Source organism: Planktomarina temperata RCA23 (assembly GCF_000738435.1).
Taxonomy (GTDB): Bacteria; Pseudomonadota; Alphaproteobacteria; order Rhodobacterales; family Rhodobacteraceae; genus Planktomarina; species Planktomarina temperata.
Map to the genome: position 1 here is coordinate 67,302 of NZ_CP003984.1, position 16,746 is coordinate 84,047.

Consider the following 16,746-nt stretch of genomic DNA (forward strand, 5'->3'; position numbering starts at 1 on the left):
ATGCTGCACGGTCAGACAGATCTAAACACCCTTGGAGCCGACATTCGGGCGCTGCGTAAGGCGCGGGGATTGACCCTTGCTGAGTTGGCGCAAACCCTTGGGCGTTCGGTGGGATGGTTGAGCCAGGTTGAGCGGGATATGTCCGAGCCTGGGATTAATGATTTGCGCGACTTGGCCCGGGCCTTGGATGTGTCGATTTCATCTCTGTTTGGGTCTGGTCCCGCGCCGGCCGATGAGGCTGGCTATGTCGTGCGCAAAAACAGCAGACGCCCAATTGGAAGCCGCGAAGCCGGTTTGGTCGAAGAACTGCTGTCTCCCGATCTGACAGATGACTTCGAGATGCTCCATTCCACATTTGAACCGGGTGCAAAGCTAAATCCTGCGGTTTCCCGCCCCACCCAGGAGGTGGGATATATTCTTTCTGGGCAATTGAAGCTTTGGATCGGCGATGCAGATTATCTTTTGGCGCCCGGTGACAGTTTTCGGATCAAGGGCGAATTTTTCCGCTGGGAAAACCCCACAGACAAGCCCTGCCAGGTGATCTGGGTAATCGCGCCGCCGGTGTATTGATGACATTTCAGGGCTGGATCATATTTGCGGGATTTTGGGTGGTTTTCGTGACAACACCCGGTCCCAATGCCGTCAATTGCATCAGCAATGGCATGAGCTTTGGCCTGCGCCGGGGTCTTTGGGCTGTGTTGGCGATTTTAACGCAAGCGACTGCTTTCCTGATCTTATCGGCCTATGGCATCACCGCATTGCTCTTGGCATCACCCACAGCATTTTTTGCGGCCAAGCTGATCGGTGCGGCGGTTTTGATCTTTCTGGGCATGCGCGGTTGGATCATGGCAGCCACTCCGCCCAAGCTCAATCCAGCGGCCGGCTCCATCTATGGGCGTGCTTTGGCGATTGCGACGATCAATGCAAAGTCGGTGGCAGGATATTTGGCTGCGTTCAGTCAATTTGTTCAGCCTGATGTGCCCATTTGGGATCAAATGGCGGTGATTATGCCCACAGCTTTGGGTCTGACTGCACTGTCCTATACGGGCTATACGGCTTTGGGTGCCGCTTTCGGCAAATCGGCCATGGCCAAAGTCTTCAATGTCTCTTTGCGGCGCGGGCTGGCGCTTTGCTTTATCGTCTATGGGCTTTTGCTTGGTGGCAGCTCCATGCGGAGCACGGCATGAGGGAGACGTTGCGATGATCTGGGAAATCCTTTGGGGATTTGAGCCTGCTCTGATCACCGGGTTTGTGATCGCTGGTTTGATCTTAAACCTCACACCCGGGGCAGATTTCCTGTTTATTACGTCCAGTGGTCTGTCGGGCGGTCCGCGCATGGGCGTGGCAGCGGCACTGGGTGTGAACCTTGGTATTGTGGTGCATATTTTGGCGGCGGCCGCTGGGCTGTCGGCTTTGTTATTGGCGCATCCGGCGGCCTATGATGCCATCCGACTCTGCGGTGCGGCTTATTTGGCTTGGATGGCCGTGCAGGCTTGGCGCAGCAGCAGCACCCTGGCCCGCCCGCGCAGCGGCCGCGGTGTTTGGCAGGCGGCGCGGCGTGGGTTTTTCATCAATGTATCGAATCCGAAAACCGCACTTTTTATCTTTGCCTTTATTCCGCAATTCACCGACCCCGCCATTGGCCCGATATGGGTGCAAATCTTGATCCTTGGTACAATATTTCTGGTGAACGGGGCGTTGTTCACGCTCTGCCTTGGTGCAGGGTCCGGCTATTTCGCAGCTGCGCTGGGTGCGCGCGCTGGCGTTTTGAACAAAATATCTGCAATTTTACTCGGCGGGCTGGCGGCCCGTTTGATCATCGACTGAGGGAGACCAAAATGAGTGATTTTCCAACCACGGCAAGGGTTGTCATTATCGGAGGCGGCGTTGTTGGCGTGTCGACCCTGTATCATTTGGCCAAAGCCGGGTGGACCGATTGTGTCTTGCTCGAGAAAAATGAGCTGACCGCCGGTTCAACCTGGCATGCGGCGGGCAATTGCCCGTCCTTCTCAACCAGCTGGGCGATTATGAATATGCAGCGCTATTCGCTGGGCCTCTATGCCGGTTTGGCTGAGGAGGTGGATTATCCGATGAATTATCATGTGACGGGCTCTATTCGCCTGGCTCATGACAAAAACCGGATGCTGGAGTTTGAGCGTGCGCGCACGATGGGCCGCTATCAGGGCTTGGGCATTGAGATGATGTCCGTGTCAGATATGAAAGATGCCTATCCCTTCTTGGAAACGCATGATCTGGCTGGCGGGCTTTGGGATCCCGATGACGGGGATATTGACCCAGCCCAGCTCACCCAAGCCCTAGCCAAAGGTGCCCGGGATATGGGTGCCAGTGTTCAGCGGTTTTGCCCGGCGACAGGGGTCACGCAGGTGGGAGATGAATGGATTGTCCACACAGACAAAGGCGATATCCGCTGCGAGAAAGTGGTCAATTGCGCCGGTTATTATGCTCAACGCGTAGGGGAATGGTTCAAACCCTATGGTGGTCGTACTGTGCCTATGACGGTGATGAGTCATCAATATTTTCTGACCGAAGAAATTCCTGAATTGAAGGAATGGACAGAGGCCAATGGGCGCAAAGTGCCGCTCTTACGGGATGTGGATTCCTCCTATTACCTGCGGCAGGATAAACACGGGTTGAACCTTGGCCCCTATGAGCGCAATTGCAAAGCCCATTGGGTGACGCCCGAAGATCCTATGCCTGAGGATTTCAGCTTCCAGCTCTATCCTGACGATCTCGAGCGTTTGGAGTGGTATATTGAAGACGCCATGGCGCGGGTTCCGATTTTGGGATCTCAAGGCGTGGGCCGGGTGATCAACGGCCCTATCCCCTATGCGCCTGACGGGCTTCCGCTGATCGGTCCCATGCCAGGTGTGAAGAACGCCTATGAAGGTTGCGTCTTCACATTTGGCATCACCCAAGGGGGTGGAGCCGGCAAGGTCTTGGCGGAATGGATCACGGAAGGGGAAACAGAATGGGACATGTGGGCGGTCGATTCGCGCCGCTATACGGATTACACGGATCAAGACTATTGTGACCGCAAAGCCATGGAAGTTTATGGTCACGAATATGCCATGCATTTCCCGCATCACGAATGGCCCGCCGGGCGGGACAAAAAACTCTCGCCGGTGCATGACAAGGTGATTGCCGCGGGCGGCATGATGGGGGCTTATAATGGTTGGGAACGCGCCAATTGGTTTGCTCAGCCCGGAGATGACACCTCCCATGAGGCCACTCAGACTTGGGAAAGACAGGGCCCATGGGCCCAGCGGATCCGCGAAGAGGCCGAGGCCGTGCGCGATCATTGCGGTGTCTTGGATTTGCCCGGCTTCAGCCGTTTTAATCTGACAGGCGACGGCGCTGCAGAATTCTTGCGCGGTAAAATTACCGGCGGATTGCCGAAGATTGGCCGCATGAATCTGGCCTATTTTGCAGATAATCGGGGCCGAATTTTGACGGAGATGTCGGTTGTGCGCCATGCGGAGGAGCATTTCACATTGATCACAGCCGCCAGTGCGCAATGGCATGATTACGATGTCCTCAATTCGGATCTGCCTGGTGGTGTGGAGCTGGTGGACCATACGAAAGACTTTTCAACTTTGATTGTCACGGGTCCCAAAGCCCGCGATGTTATGATCCAAATGGGGACGGATGCGGATCTGTCTTTGGGGTGGTTGACCCATCAAACGGCACAGGTGGCCGGGCAAGAGTGCGCGCTTCTGCGGGTGTCTTTTGCCGGTGAGCTTGGCTGGGAAATTCATGCAAAAAATGCCAATATGCCAGCATTGTATGATGCAGTCATTGCAGCTGGGGCCAAACCCTTTGGCATGTATGCACTCAATAGCCTGCGGATCGAAAAAGGATACCGCGCGTGGAAAGGCGATCTGTCCACCGATTACAGTCTTTTGGAAGCGGGGCTTGAGAGGTTTGTTAAATTGGACAAGCCCCAAGATTTCCCTGGCAAAGCCGCCTTGCAGAACGAAAAACAACAGGGTCGCAAAAAGGCTTTTGCCAGCCTGATTGTGGAGGCGGGTGCCTATGATGCGCCCTATATGTCAACGATTTGGCATGATGGTGTGGTGGTGGGGGAAACCACCTCGGGTGACTTTGGGTACCGTGTTGGTAAGTCCATCGCCTTGGCCATGTTGCGCCCCGATTTGGCCATGCCAGGAACAGAGGTTGAAGTTGAAATTTTTGGGCAACGCTGCAAGGCCGTGGTGCAGGATGATCAACCGCTTTGGGATCCAAAAAATGAGCGCTTGCGCAGCTGATAAGGAGCGAATGTGATGATAATTCTCGATGGTGGTATGGGCCAAGAATTGGTCAAACGTGCCGGAAAGGCCACGGATTTGTGGTCAATGCAGGCCTTGCTCGACAGCCCGGAAATGGTGCGTGCTGTGCATGACGAATATTTTTCTGCCGGTGCGCAGATTGCCACCACCAATACCTATTCGGTTCTGCCAGACCGGCTGGAGAGCAAAGGCTTGGCCGATAAACTCCGCCCGATGACGGTCTTGGCCTGCGAAATGGCTGTGGCCGCTCGGGATGCCCATGGATCCGGGCAGGTTGCCGGTTCATTGGGTCCGATTGGCTTCTCCTATCAACCAGACAAGGCACCACCGGCCGAGCAGGCTGCCGAAATCTATGCAGACATTGCGCGACTTCATGCGGATTATGTAGATTTCCATCTTCTGGAAACCATGGCCTCGGTAGATCAAGCGCGCGGGGGCTTGATGGGCGCCGGGGTGACGGGCAAACCGATCTATGTCTCCCTCTCTGTGGATGACAGCGATGGCACCAAGCTGCGGTCAGGGGAGCCTTTGGCTGATGCGATTGCGATGCTCAGGGCGTTTAACCCAGCCGCGGTGTTGATCAATTGCTCCTTGCCTGAAGCGGTCTCGCAGGGCTTGCCGATCTTGACCGGCCACGGGTTTACCCTGGGCGCCTATGCCAATGGATTCACAGGCATTCATGAGGAGTTTAATTCGATCCATGCGACGGTGGATCTGCTGAAATCTCGAACAGATTTGGGTCCGGCGGAATATCTCGCCTTTGCCCAGGAGTGGGCCAAAATCGGGGCGGAAATTATTGGCGGTTGCTGTGAGGTGGGACCGGCACATATCGCTCTTTTGGCACAGGAACTGGGAGATTAATTCGATGCTTAATGCTGCCGCAGTGGCCTGTATTGAACAGGTGCGATTGGGGTTTGTGGCCTCTGTGACATCGGGAGGGCGGCCCTCTGTGTCACCGAAAGGAACCTTTGTGGTTTTGGATGAGCGCAAGATTGCTTTTGCCGAAATTCGCTCGCCCGGCACCATCAGCAACATTGGTCACAGCCCCGAGGTGGAGGTCAATTTTGTTGATAGTTTTCGCCGCAAGGGCTGGCGGATGCGCGGGGTCACGCAAATATTGCGCCGTGGCAGTGCGGATTTTGAGGAGATCTTTCCCAAGTGGGACGCGCTCTGGGCAGACCTATCCGCGCGCATACGGGCCATTGTTGTGATCAAAGTGAGCGAGGTCAAACCGCTCTCCACCCCGCCCTATGATGATGGGGTGACGGAGGCGGAAATGATTGCTCTTTACAAAGAAAAATACGCGAAGATGTATCCCTAGGGATCATCTTGCACATCAATTTAAATTCCATAGGAGATGGAAATGGCTGAGGTTCCTACAAAAGCGCGTGCGGTCATTATTGGCGGCGGGGTTATTGGCTGCTCATTGGCGTATCATTTGGCAAAATTGGGCTGGAGTGACGTTGTATTGCTAGAACGCAAACAATTGACCTCAGGCACCACATGGCACGCAGCGGGCTTGATTGCGCAACTTCGGGCGACGGCCAATATGACGAAATTGGCGAAATACAGCCAAGAACTTTATGGCAATTTGGAAGCGGAAACCGGCGTTGCCACTGGGTTCAAACGCTGCGGTTCGATTACTGTGGCTTTGACCGAAGAGCGCCGGGAGGAAATTTATCGTCAAGCGGCTATGGCACGGGCCTTTGGGGTGGATGTCGAAGAAATCACCCCCGCGGAGGTTAAAGCAAAATACGAGCATCTCAATATTGATGGGGTGACCGGTGGAGTTTGGTTGCCTCTGGATGGCCAAGGCGATCCGGCCAATATCGCGCTGGCTCTGGCCAAGGGCGCGCGTCAGATGGGTGCGCAGGTGTTTGAGCAAACCAAAGCCATGGGTGTAACACGCGCGGGTCGCCGGATCACAGCGGTGCAGTGGCAGAATGGGCAGGGCGAAAGCGGCTCCATCGCATGCGAGAATGTGATCAACTGTGGTGGCATGTGGGGCCATGAGGTTGGGCGGATGCTGGGCATTAATGTTCCGCTCCAGGCCTGCGAGCATTTTTATATCGTCAGTGAGGCGATTGAGGGGCTGAGCCAAATGCCGGTGCTGCGCGTGCCCGATGAATGTGCGTATTATAAAGAGGATGCGGGCAAAATGCTCCTTGGGGCTTTTGAGCCGGTTTCAAAGCCTTGGGCCATGGAGGGCATTCCGGCTGATTTTGAATTTGATCAATTGCCGGAGGATTTCGACCATTTTGAGCCCATTTTGGAAAAGGCTGTCTCTCGCATGCCGATGTTGGGTTCGGCGGGGATCCATACGTTTTTCAACGGACCAGAGAGCTTTACCCCCGATGATGCCTATCACCTCGGATTGGCGCCGGAGATGGACAATGTTTGGGTGGCGGCCGGGTTCAACTCTGTTGGCATTCAATCTGCGGGTGGCGCGGGGCAGGCTCTGGCGCAATGGATGGAAGATGGTCAAAAACCTTTTGATCTTGGGGATGTAGACATTGGCCGGATGCAACCGTTTCAGGGAAACAAACATTATTTGTTTGAACGCTCAAAGGAAACGCTTGGCCTGCTTTACGCCGATCACTTCCCCTATCTGCAAAAAAAGACAGCCCGTGGTGTGCGGCGCACGCCGTTTCATCATCATCTCAAGGAAAATGGCGCGGTCTTTGGCGAATTGGCCGGGTGGGAGAGGGCCAATTGGTTTGCCAATCCCGGACAAGATCCAAGCTATGCCTATAGCTGGAAGCGGCAAACTTTCTTTGACAATGTGGCTGCAGAACACAAGGCGGTGCGCAGCAACCTTGGGCTTTATGATATGTCCTCTTTCGGCAAAATTCGGGTGGAAGGGCCGGATGCCTGTGCGTTCATGAACTACATCGGTGGCGGTCAATATGATGTGCCCTTGGGTAAGATCGTCTACACGCAATTTCTAAATGACCGGGCTGGGATCGAGGCTGACGTCACCGTTACCCGGTTGTCTGAAACTTGTTATCTGGTGGTCACCCCTGCCGCGACCCGTCTGGCGGATCAAACCTGGATGATGCGCCACAAAGGGGCGTTCAATGTTGTGATAACGGATGTCACCGCAGGGGAAGCTGTCTTGGCCGTTATGGGGCCAAATGCCCGCAAACTTTTAGAGCGGGTTTCTCCCAATGATTTCAGCAATGCCCACAATCCCTTTGGGACGGCGCAAGAGATTGAGCTGGGCATGGGGCTGGCGCGGGCGCATCGGGTCACCTATGTGGGCGAGCTGGGCTGGGAGGTTTACGTCAGCGCCGATATGGCGGGCCATGCCTTTGAAACGATCTGGCAGGCGGGACAACAGATGGAGGCTAAACTCTGCGGCATGCATATGATGGACAGCTGCCGTATCGAAAAAGGTTTCCGACATTTTGGCCATGACATCACCTGCGAGGACCATGTTCTGGAGGCGGGATTGGGCTTTGCGGTGAAGACAGATAAAGCTGAGTTCATCGGCCGCGATGCGGTGTTGCGCAAGAAGGACGCGGGGCTTGATGCGCGCATGGTACAGTTCAAACTGACCGATCCAGAGCCGCTTTTGTACCACAATGAACCGGTCCTGCGGGATGGTGAGATTGTCGGTTACCTATCGTCTGGCAATTATGGCCATCATCTTGGTGGCGCGATTGGCTTGGGATATGTGCCCTGCGCGGGTGAGAGCGCGGCAGAGGTTCTGGCTTCCTCCTATGAAATCGACGTCGCTGGAACGCGGGTTGTGGCGGAAGCGTCGCTCAAGCCGCTTTACGATCCGACAGGCGCGCGCGCCAAAGCTTAGGGCATCTAGGAAGGCGCCTTCGGGCGCCTTTCCACATTAACCATAAAGTAACTTTTCCGGCTCATTTCCATTGAGTTTCGTTGATCGCATTTCGCCATCAAGTTAATATCGGGTTGACAAATTCCCCTGCACCTCGATTGGCCCAAAACATAAGCCATTGAGTAATATTAATTTTAATGGATGCCATGCAACATTTTAACCGAATTTCAGCGGTGATCTGCCTTTTATTGTCCTGCGCGCCGCGCGCCTATGCCCAGGACAATCGGCACGGTGAAACCATGGGTGCTGCAGTCGCAAAGACCAAGCTTGCCGGGGTGTATCAACATGGTCACAGCGGCTTGCAAGACCCTGCAAAGGCACTTGCGGGGTTTCATAGGGCTGCGTCTCAAGGGGACGTTGAGGCGCAATACAATCTGGCCAAAATGTACGAGGACCAAGACAGCGTATTATTCGACTATAGCAAGGCCCATAGTTGGTACCGATTGGCCGCCACCAATGGGCACCGCGGTGCGCAAAGCCGCTTGGGACTCTTGTTCGAATTTGGAAAGGGCGTGGCGCAAAGCAGGGTGCAGGCGCATATGTGGTACAGCATTGCCTTTTCAAACGGAAATAAAGCCGCCGCATTTTGGCGAGATTCTCTGGCAGGTGATCTTGAGCCCTACGAAATTTTGACTGCGCAAATCTTAGTGCAGGAATGCCTTAGCAGTCGATATCGCAATTGTGGCGGTTGAGGTGGTGGTCAAGTCACCCTCCACATGCGGGCCGTGGCGCCGTCGGTTTTGTCAACTTGGGATCTGCTGGGTGGCGCAATGGATGCCTCCGCCAATTTCCCCCAAAGGATCTGTATTGAGCGTGACAATTTCGCGGTTGGGATAATGGCGTTGCAAGGCCAGCTGGGCAATGCGGTCGGTCGTGGCATCGCCAAATTGTGGGGCAATCACCGCACCGTTGCAGACATAAAAATTGACATAGGAGGCTACAAAATCAAGCTTAAGACGTTTGCGGTGATGGCTGAGCTCTGGAATCACATCAACTGCAAGGCCGGCACTGACCAGCGTGTCATATGTTTCCTGAGCCTCCCTATGGAACGGATCATTGGGATCGGGAGTGGGCGGTAGATTGAGCAATACCCGGCTCGGACCGGTGAACCGTGCCAGACTGTCGATATGATAATCAGTGATATCTTGCCCCTTAACGCCTTTTGACCATATCAAACGCTCTGCCCCAAAGGCCGCTTTCAAGCGGGATGCGATTTGATCAGGACTGAGACCTGGATTGCGATTGTCGATGACCCAGCTGCTTTCATGGGCGATCAACGTGCCGTCGCCATCCTGCTCTACGCCGCCGGCCTCACCGACAAGGCCGCTGTCATGGACTGCAAAGCCCAGTGCTTGCGCCGTAGCCTGCGCCACTTCTTTGTCATAGCGATGGTACTGTTTGCGGCCCCAGCCATTGAATTGAATGTGGCTGAGCACGCGCTCACCGGCTGTGTTGCGGGCAATCAGAGGGCCAGCGTCGCGGGCCCGGAGATCTTCGGTTGGGATATCCCAGAGTGTGACGCCGGCGCTCAAACGCGGACGGATCGTGCTGTGCAGCGCTGCGTCCGCGCAGAGAATCACGGGTTCGAAGAGGGCAATGCTATTGGCGATTTCTGTGATGCAGCGCTGCAGCAAACTGCGAAAGGCCCGGTTAGGATAGATCTGACGACTGGCTGGCCACATCATCACGGTGGCATCGTGTGGGGTGTCTTCGGCCGGCACGATGAACCCAGGCGGCACCCCCGCCACCTCCGTATGTGCAGGCAGAGCTGGGGCGGCGCATACGGCCAAGGACTGAGCAAGGAAGCGGCGGCGACGCATGGCGGCTCCGTTGGTTTGCTGGCGGTCAAGGGGCACCGGAAGCGCCATGCCGCGTTGATTTGAAATGATTTTATGAGATTTACTGTCCATTTTCAAGAGGCGATACCCGCCCAGGTATGGCGTAAGAATCGCAAGGATCCTTACGCACATTCCTTGCGGTCAACTCATGTCCTACTTTTCGACATCCTGAACTTGCTCTTGGATTTCCAAATATGCAGAAAATAAATCGGATTCACTCACAACACCGATCATTTTTCTACTCGGTTCCTCAATCACCGGGATCGTTTCGCCAACAAAACCTGACGCCACTTCTATGGCTTCGAGCATGTTTTGATCTGATTTTAAACGCAATGGCCTGCGGTCCATGATCTCCCGCACCGCCTGATCTTTATCAGCCTTGATCAGGTGAATAATCGACAACTTACCTTCCAAGTTACCCTCTTGAGACAGGCAATATGCCTCGGTTTTCCCTGCTTGGCTGAGGTGTTTTAACACGGTGGCAACCGTCGAATTTGAAGGCGTGGATACAAAATCATTATGAGCGCGCTCAATCACGCGCGCTTGAGATAAGCTAAACTTGCCACGGCCAAATCTTAGATCAATTCCCCTATCCAAAAGCTGGCGATCAAAAAATGAATTTCCGAATAAATTGGAAGAAATAACTTGGCTCACGATCACCGCAAGCAATGTAATGAGCGTGAACTCATAGGAAAGCGTGAGTTCTAAAACGATAAATATCGTCGCCAATGGCGCGCCAACGACGCAGGCCGCAACAGACGCCATACCCGCTAAAGCCAAAGCCATGCCCAAACCCGGCAAACCGATAAGGGCGAAACATTTGGCCAATACGGCGCCGATTGCTGCACCAATTAAGAGCGAGGGCAAAAACACGCCGCCGAAGAAACCAAAGCCAAGACACAGGCTCGTTATTAAGATTTTGACCAGCAACAGGGTTAATACAAAAACCAAACTTCCCTGGGTATTTAATATCGAGGCCAAGACCTCGGTGCCAAGTCCCAGGGCCTCAGGTATGAAAAGGCTAACCGTAATCACCGCCAGCACGGCGATAAAAATAGTCTGATAAACAGGTCAATTTAATCGAGCATTCAAGCTGGCAAAATACCGCAAGCTGTGCATGAAAATGATCGCCACCAATCCAAAGACGACCCCAGCGATGGCAACGGGTAAAAATGCACTTACCAAGCTCGGACCGACTTCCACTATTTCGAGCGGATGCGGTATATTAAAAAAATAACTCTCCATCGCAGCCGCCACAATCGCACTTGTCGCGATCGGAGCCATCGCACTTGGCGAATAATGTCTTAAAATTGCCTCATGCGCGAAAATTACACCCGCAATCGGAGCGGCAAAACCAGAAGAAATCGCCGCAGCGACACCGCAACCTATGACCACATCCGTCCCAATCCTTAGGTTGAGTAGCTTTTTTGCGGCCGTGCCAGCCGTGGCACCAAAATGAACCAAAGGGCCATATTGACCAACCGAGGCATATCCAGCGGCCGAAACCAATGCGGCTATCGTCGATGCTATACCTGTCTTTATATCCAATTCATTGGTGGTTTGATGAGCGGCATAAATAGAGTCTGCCGGTCCATTCCACTTTGAGATACCGAAGATCTTTCTCAAAAATAAAATTGATAATGCTGCCAATATTATAAAAACGCATATCTTGATATCTAAAGTGAATATGCCCAGTTGTATAAAACGCGCATCCACAAACAAATCTATATTTTGAGCGAAGTGTACAAGGTAGACAAATCCACCCACTATTACAGATACTATCACACCAATAGCAGCTCCAACGCCTGAGCCTGCGTAAACATTTACGATGGATTTTGGTGGTAATTTCAGCTCAAAATGTTTGATTTCACACCCCCTTTTCAAACTAATGAACGGACCAATCTGAAATTTCAACTTATTTTTGCCGCCGGCTGGTCTGATTGCACAAGCGCCGGCCGTGAGAAATTTGCAGCACCATCAGATCTGGTAAACCCATGGCGATGCGCGAAATTGCATGGCCCCCAAGCAACACCCCAATCTTGGGTGTTCAAGCCCCCAAAACAGCAGCACGAATTGAGTGACATAGGGCCTCTAGCCTTGGCGGCAGATCGTTCCATGTCGCTTTGTCTCTCTGAGAAAGACAAAAGGCTTAGGCCGCTAAGCCTAAGCCTTTGTATGAGTGGTGAGCCCTGATGGGTTCGAACCATCGACCTACTGATTAAAAGTCAGTTGCTCTACCGGCTGAGCTAAGGGCCCACTGCGGCGGTGTCTAGAAAGGGTAGAGGGCGGGGTCAAGGGCTTTTCTGATCTATTGCTGGATTCCTCTTAATTACACCGATATATGGCCATCATGACGCAGCAGATTTCCTTTATGAAGATGCATGGGCTCGGCAATGACTTTGTTATTGTCGATTCGCGCGGGCATGGGCCAGTGATTTCGGCAGAAATTGCCCGCGGATTAGGGAATCGTCATCTGGGTGTGGGGTTTGACCAACTGGCGGTGATAAGTGATTCGCCGCAGGCGGATGTCGCCTTAACCTTTTTCAACGCAGATGGCTCGACCGCGGGCGCTTGCGGCAATGCCACGCGCTGCGTTGCGCAATATGAGATGCAGCGTTTGGGGCGCAAGACCCTCTCTTTGATTACGGAGCGCGGTGTCTTGCAGGCTTGTCAGGAGGGCGCTTTGGTGAGCGTCAATATGGGTCATCCCATGCTGATGTGGGATGAGGTGCCCTTGGCACGGGAAATGGAGACTTTGCATCTGCCGCTTGAAGGTCGACCGACGGCCACAGGCATGGGCAATCCGCATTGCACGTTTTTTGTCGAAGATGCCGAAGCGGTAGATTTGGCGCAATTGGGACCAAGGTTTGAACATGACCCTCTGTTTCCTGAGCGCACCAATGTGCAATTTGCCCATGTTATGGCACAGAACCGCCTGCGGATGCGGGTCTGGGAGCGCGGTGTGGGGGTGACTTTGGCCTCTGGCTCCTCATCTTGCGCCACGGCGGTTGCGGCGGCGCGTCTTGGCCTCACCGGGCGGAGGGTCGAAATTCAGCTCGACGGCGGTTTGATTGACATCGATTGGCGTGAAGATGGTGTCTGGATGACGGGCGCAACCATGCATGTGTTTGACGGCGTGCTGACTGCGCAATTTTTGGAGAGCCTCCAATGAATGCGCCAATCTTTTCAAATCATGGCTGCCGGTTGAACATGTATGAAACCGAGGCGATGAAAGAGCTGGCAGGTCAATCGGGCCTCACTGATACGGTGGTGGTGAATACCTGCGCTGTGACTGCGGAGGCGGTGCGCAAAGCCAAGCAAGACATACGCAAGCTGCGTCGCACACACCCGCAAGCCAAGTTGATCGTAACCGGTTGCGCTGCGCAGACCGAGCCTGAGACCTTTGCGCAGATGTCCGAAGTGGATGTTGTGCTTGGGAACACGGAAAAAATGCAGCCAGACACTTGGGCCGGGTTGGCCGGAGAGTATGGCACAGAGCCGGTGCAGGTCGATGACATCATGTCTGTTACCGAAACGGCGGGTCATTTGATCGACGGTTTCGGAACCCGCAGCCGCGCTTATGTGCAAGTGCAAAATGGCTGTGATCACCGCTGTACGTTTTGCATTATCCCATTTGGTCGCGGCAATTCGCGCTCTGTGCCGGCTGGGGTTGTGGTGGATCAAGTCAAAAGACTGGTGGATCGCGGCTATGCGGAGATTGTTCTGACGGGTGTGGATATGACAAGTTGGGGCGCAGATCTGCCGGCGACCCCGCGTTTGGGGGATTTGGTGCTTCGGATCCTGAAACTGGTTCCAGATTTGCCCCGCCTGCGGATCAGCTCAATTGATTCCATTGAAGTGGATCCAGCATTGATGCAGGCCATTGCCACAGAGCCGCGTTTGATGCCGCATTTACACCTTTCTTTGCAGCATGGCGACGACCTAATTTTGAAGCGCATGAAGCGGCGACATTTGCGCGATGATGCCATTCGGTTCACAGAGGAGGCGCTGCGCCTGCGCCCTGAGATGACCTTTGGGGCGGATATTATCGCAGGGTTCCCAACTGAAACCGAAGCCCATTTTGAGAATTCCTTGGCGCTGGTTCGAGACTGCAACCTCACGTGGCTACACGTCTTTCCCTATTCGGTGCGCAACGGAACCCCTGCGGCCCGCATGCCGCAAGTTAACGGCCGCGCGATCAAAGACCGCGCCGCCCGTCTTCGCCAGGCCGGAGAGCGCCAGGTTGCGCGCCATCTGGCGGCTCAGATCGGACAAACGCACAGCGTGTTGATGGAGAGGCCCACTATGGGCCGAACACAGCAATTTGCCGAAGTGACTTTTGATCATGCGCAACAGGAAGGTCAGATTATCTCTGCGGAGATCACATCGACCTCTGGCACGCAATTGCACGGGCGGGCCGCGTGAGCTTGGATGTGTCGCCACCTGTCTTATACAGCTTTCGACGCTGCCCCTATGCCATGCGTGCGCGGCTTGCGATTTTGGCGTCGGGTGTGAGCGTGGAGCTGCGCGAGATCGTGTTGCAGCAGAAGGCGCCAGAATTTTTCGCCAGTTCCCCCAAGGGCACCGTGCCCGTTTTGGTGACGCCCACCGTGGTGATTGAGGAGAGCTTTGACGTGATGCTCTGGGCTTTGGAACGCTCAGATCCAGAAGGTTGGTTGGCCATGCCAGAGGCGGGATATGATTGGATTGCGCGCTGTGATGGGCCGTTCAAAACCGCATTGGATCACACGAAATACGCCGTGCGCTATCCCGAGCTAGACCCTGAACAAGAGCGCGGACGGGCGGCGGAATTTTTGGCGGATTTAGATCTGAAAATTGCCGGTTCAGATTGGCTTTTTGGCCCAAAATGCACCCTGGCCGATATGGCAATTGTGCCATTCGTGCGGCAATTTGCCAACAGTGACCGCAGCTGGTTTGACGCGCAGCCCTGGCCAAATCTGCAGCGCTGGCTCTCTGAATTTTTGGCGTCGGATCGTTTTGCCGCGATCATGACAAAATACCCCAAATGGCAGGTCGGCGATCCACCTGTGTTGTTTCCAAGCCCGGCGTGATTATTTGCGTCGCAGCGTGTCACCATAGGCGATCTTGGGTGATAGCTCGATCACATTGCTCATAGGCTCCAGCGTGGGATCATTGCGCGAGGCGATAATTTTGGCCGCCATTTGACCAATCTCAAAACGGCAGCTGTCCATCGTGGCCAGCCTTTGCGGTAACCCGTCAATCAGTTCGACTTTGTTGAATCCCGCCAAACCCATTTGCCCGGGAACCGATATGCCCTGTTCACGCAGATGTAAAAGCCCGCCTGCACCAATCATATCATTGGAATAATACATAAAGTCTAGTTCTGGGGAGCGTTCCATCATTGCGGCGGTCATCTCGCGGCCTTTGGCCAAAGCTGACCCGCCGGTGTAAAACTCCTGATCCATGATCTCGACACCCTGTTTGCCCAAAGCCTGGGTGAAGCCCTCAAAGCGCTTGCGGGCTCGGTGGTCGAGAGGCATTTGCGTGCCCATGAACCCGATATTTTGGTAGCCAGATTTCAAAATAGCTTCCGCCATTTTGCGGCCGGCGCGCCGGTGGGAAATGCCGACCATCGCATCAATGGGTTCGCCGTCAATATCCATGATTTGCACCACAGGAATTCCCGAGTTGATGAGCATCGCCCGCGAGGTCTCCGATTGCTCAAGCCCGGCAATGATCACGCCGGAGGGACGCCAAGAGAGCATTTCATAGAGCACTTTCTCTTCGCGCTCTGGCAGATAATTTGTCACCCCAACGACAGGTTGCAAGGGGGTGTCATCCAATGCGTCGGATATCCCGGTCATCACTTCGGGAAAAACCATATTTGACAAAGACGGAATAATCACCGCCACCAAATTCACCCGCTGCGAGGCCAAGGCCCCGGCAATTTTATTTGGCACATAGCCCAGAGTTTTGGTTGCGTTTAACACTTTCTCCCGTGTTGCGGCCGAGACATCGCCTCGATTGCGCAACACTCGGCTCACCGTCATCTCTGACACGCCTGAAACTTCAGAAACATCGCGGAGGGTCAGGGGGCGCTTTTGTTGACTCATGTCTTGATCCATAATTACCTTCTGAAAGGTTACCCAAGCAAATGGGGAATGTCCAAGCCTAGTATGCGCCTGACCCGAATAAGGCTAAAGCGGGCAACAGTCGTGAAGCATCAGGTAATAACCCGGCCAGAGCATCACAAGCTTTACCCGCGTCTGTGGCAGTCAGACTGTGGCGCTGGGTTGTGATTGGCGGCTTACCTGCAGGACTTATGACTGTTTGAGCATTAGAACATTGCCCACCACAGACCCTAGTGGCGATAGTCTATTGCTCTCGTTCAATAATCCTGTCTTCCTCCCATAGGCTACGGTGAGACCCAGCTTATTCGCCTGAGCTTTCTGGTAACAGTGGCTCAAAACTGCGGAGAATTTCAGAAACTCTTCATGCGTATCCATCGTATATCATTCCAGTTTGTTGGTCTTTTTAATGGTACGCATAAATGCGGTATCTAGATCAGTGTGCTAATCGTAAGAAAGTTATTTGATAACGCTAACGATCCTTTACCAACATGTACAGCAAAGCTTTCTAACGGGTTGGATGAGCCTTACTCTGTGTTAAGCTCCGCCCATGCGCAACCGAACCACACCAATCTGTATAATCATCATAGCTGCTGCTTTGTTGGCTAAGATCTACGTCATTGTTGCACCCAGTATAGCTG

Annotated in this window: 14 protein-coding genes, 1 tRNA gene and 1 pseudogene; 11 read left to right on the top strand and 5 right to left on the bottom strand. The window is 54.1% G+C overall.

Annotated features, from left to right (window positions below; all coding sequences use genetic code 11):
- The 8 genes from RCA23_RS00315 (at position 1) to RCA23_RS00350 (ending at position 8,849) form a co-directional block, all read left to right on the top strand.
- Positions 1-570: a helix-turn-helix domain-containing protein gene (locus tag RCA23_RS00315; protein WP_044048488.1), complete on the top strand. Its 570-nt coding sequence runs from the start codon at positions 1-3 to the stop codon at positions 568-570.
- On the top strand, positions 570-1,187 hold the full coding sequence (locus RCA23_RS00320; RefSeq protein ID WP_044048490.1) for a LysE family translocator: 618 nt from the start codon (positions 570-572) through the stop codon (positions 1,185-1,187). Before RCA23_RS00315 ends, RCA23_RS00320 begins: the two co-directional genes overlap by 1 nt.
- Positions 1,188-1,200: 13 nt before the next feature.
- The gene (locus RCA23_RS00325) at positions 1,201-1,827 is read left to right on the top strand and encodes a LysE family translocator (RefSeq protein WP_044048493.1); all 627 of its coding nucleotides are present in this window, start codon (positions 1,201-1,203) and stop codon (positions 1,825-1,827) included.
- An 11-nt stretch (positions 1,828-1,838) separates the two neighbouring features.
- Positions 1,839-4,286 (top strand): GcvT family protein, encoded by a 2,448-nt coding sequence (locus RCA23_RS00330; RefSeq protein ID WP_044048495.1) that lies wholly within the window; start codon positions 1,839-1,841, stop codon positions 4,284-4,286.
- 15 nt (positions 4,287-4,301) lie between these two features.
- Positions 4,302-5,168: a homocysteine S-methyltransferase family protein gene (locus RCA23_RS00335; RefSeq protein WP_044048498.1), complete on the top strand. Its 867-nt coding sequence runs from the start codon at positions 4,302-4,304 to the stop codon at positions 5,166-5,168.
- A gap of 4 nt (positions 5,169-5,172) precedes the next feature.
- A complete protein-coding gene (locus RCA23_RS00340) occupies positions 5,173-5,628 on the top strand; it encodes a pyridoxamine 5'-phosphate oxidase family protein (protein ID WP_044048501.1) in 456 nt (151 codons plus the stop codon).
- 42 nt (positions 5,629-5,670) lie between these two features.
- Positions 5,671-8,118, top strand: coding sequence for an FAD-dependent oxidoreductase (locus RCA23_RS00345; RefSeq protein ID WP_044048503.1), 2,448 nt, complete (start codon positions 5,671-5,673; stop codon positions 8,116-8,118).
- Between the two features lie 185 nt (positions 8,119-8,303).
- Positions 8,304-8,849 (top strand): SEL1-like repeat protein, encoded by a 546-nt coding sequence (locus RCA23_RS00350; protein WP_169701287.1) that lies wholly within the window; start codon positions 8,304-8,306, stop codon positions 8,847-8,849.
- A gap of 51 nt (positions 8,850-8,900) precedes the next feature.
- Here RCA23_RS00350 and RCA23_RS00355 read toward each other — a convergent pair whose 3' ends face one another.
- The 4 genes and pseudogenes from RCA23_RS00355 to RCA23_RS00365 all read right to left on the bottom strand — a co-directional run bounded on the left by RCA23_RS00355 (position 8,901) and on the right by RCA23_RS00365 (position 12,251).
- Positions 8,901-10,067 carry an agmatine deiminase family protein gene (locus tag RCA23_RS00355; protein WP_236631376.1) on the bottom strand — a complete coding sequence of 389 codons (1,167 nt, stop codon included), beginning with the start codon at positions 10,065-10,067 and terminating at the stop codon, positions 8,901-8,903.
- An 81-nt stretch (positions 10,068-10,148) separates the two neighbouring features.
- Positions 10,149-10,343: a CBS domain-containing protein gene (locus RCA23_RS16680; RefSeq protein ID WP_268870341.1), complete on the bottom strand. Its 195-nt coding sequence runs from the start codon at positions 10,341-10,343 to the stop codon at positions 10,149-10,151.
- 300 nt (positions 10,344-10,643) lie between these two features.
- Positions 10,644-11,780: pseudogene (locus RCA23_RS16685) on the bottom strand (chloride channel protein); the annotation flags it as partial.
- A 395-nt stretch (positions 11,781-12,175) separates the two neighbouring features.
- A tRNA-Lys gene (locus RCA23_RS00365) sits at positions 12,176-12,251 on the bottom strand.
- A 94-nt stretch (positions 12,252-12,345) separates the two neighbouring features.
- Here RCA23_RS00365 and dapF point away from each other — a divergent pair.
- Genes dapF through RCA23_RS00380 form a run of 3 tightly spaced genes read left to right on the top strand, consistent with a single transcriptional unit; the run spans position 12,346 to position 15,067 of the window.
- Positions 12,346-13,167: a diaminopimelate epimerase gene (gene dapF, locus RCA23_RS00370; protein WP_236631377.1), complete on the top strand. Its 822-nt coding sequence runs from the start codon at positions 12,346-12,348 to the stop codon at positions 13,165-13,167.
- Positions 13,164-14,420, top strand: a complete 1,257-nt coding sequence (mtaB, locus tag RCA23_RS00375; RefSeq protein ID WP_044048507.1) for a tRNA (N(6)-L-threonylcarbamoyladenosine(37)-C(2))-methylthiotransferase MtaB — start codon at positions 13,164-13,166, stop codon at positions 14,418-14,420. Before dapF ends, mtaB begins: the two co-directional genes overlap by 4 nt.
- Positions 14,417-15,067, top strand: coding sequence for a glutathione S-transferase (locus RCA23_RS00380; protein WP_268870334.1), 651 nt, complete (start codon positions 14,417-14,419; stop codon positions 15,065-15,067). Before mtaB ends, RCA23_RS00380 begins: the two co-directional genes overlap by 4 nt.
- Here the strand turns inward: RCA23_RS00380 and RCA23_RS00385 are convergent, their stop codons facing one another.
- A complete protein-coding gene (locus RCA23_RS00385; RefSeq protein ID WP_044051142.1) occupies positions 15,068-16,090 on the bottom strand; it encodes a LacI family DNA-binding transcriptional regulator in 1,023 nt (340 codons plus the stop codon).
- Positions 16,091-16,746: the final 656 nt, after the last annotated feature.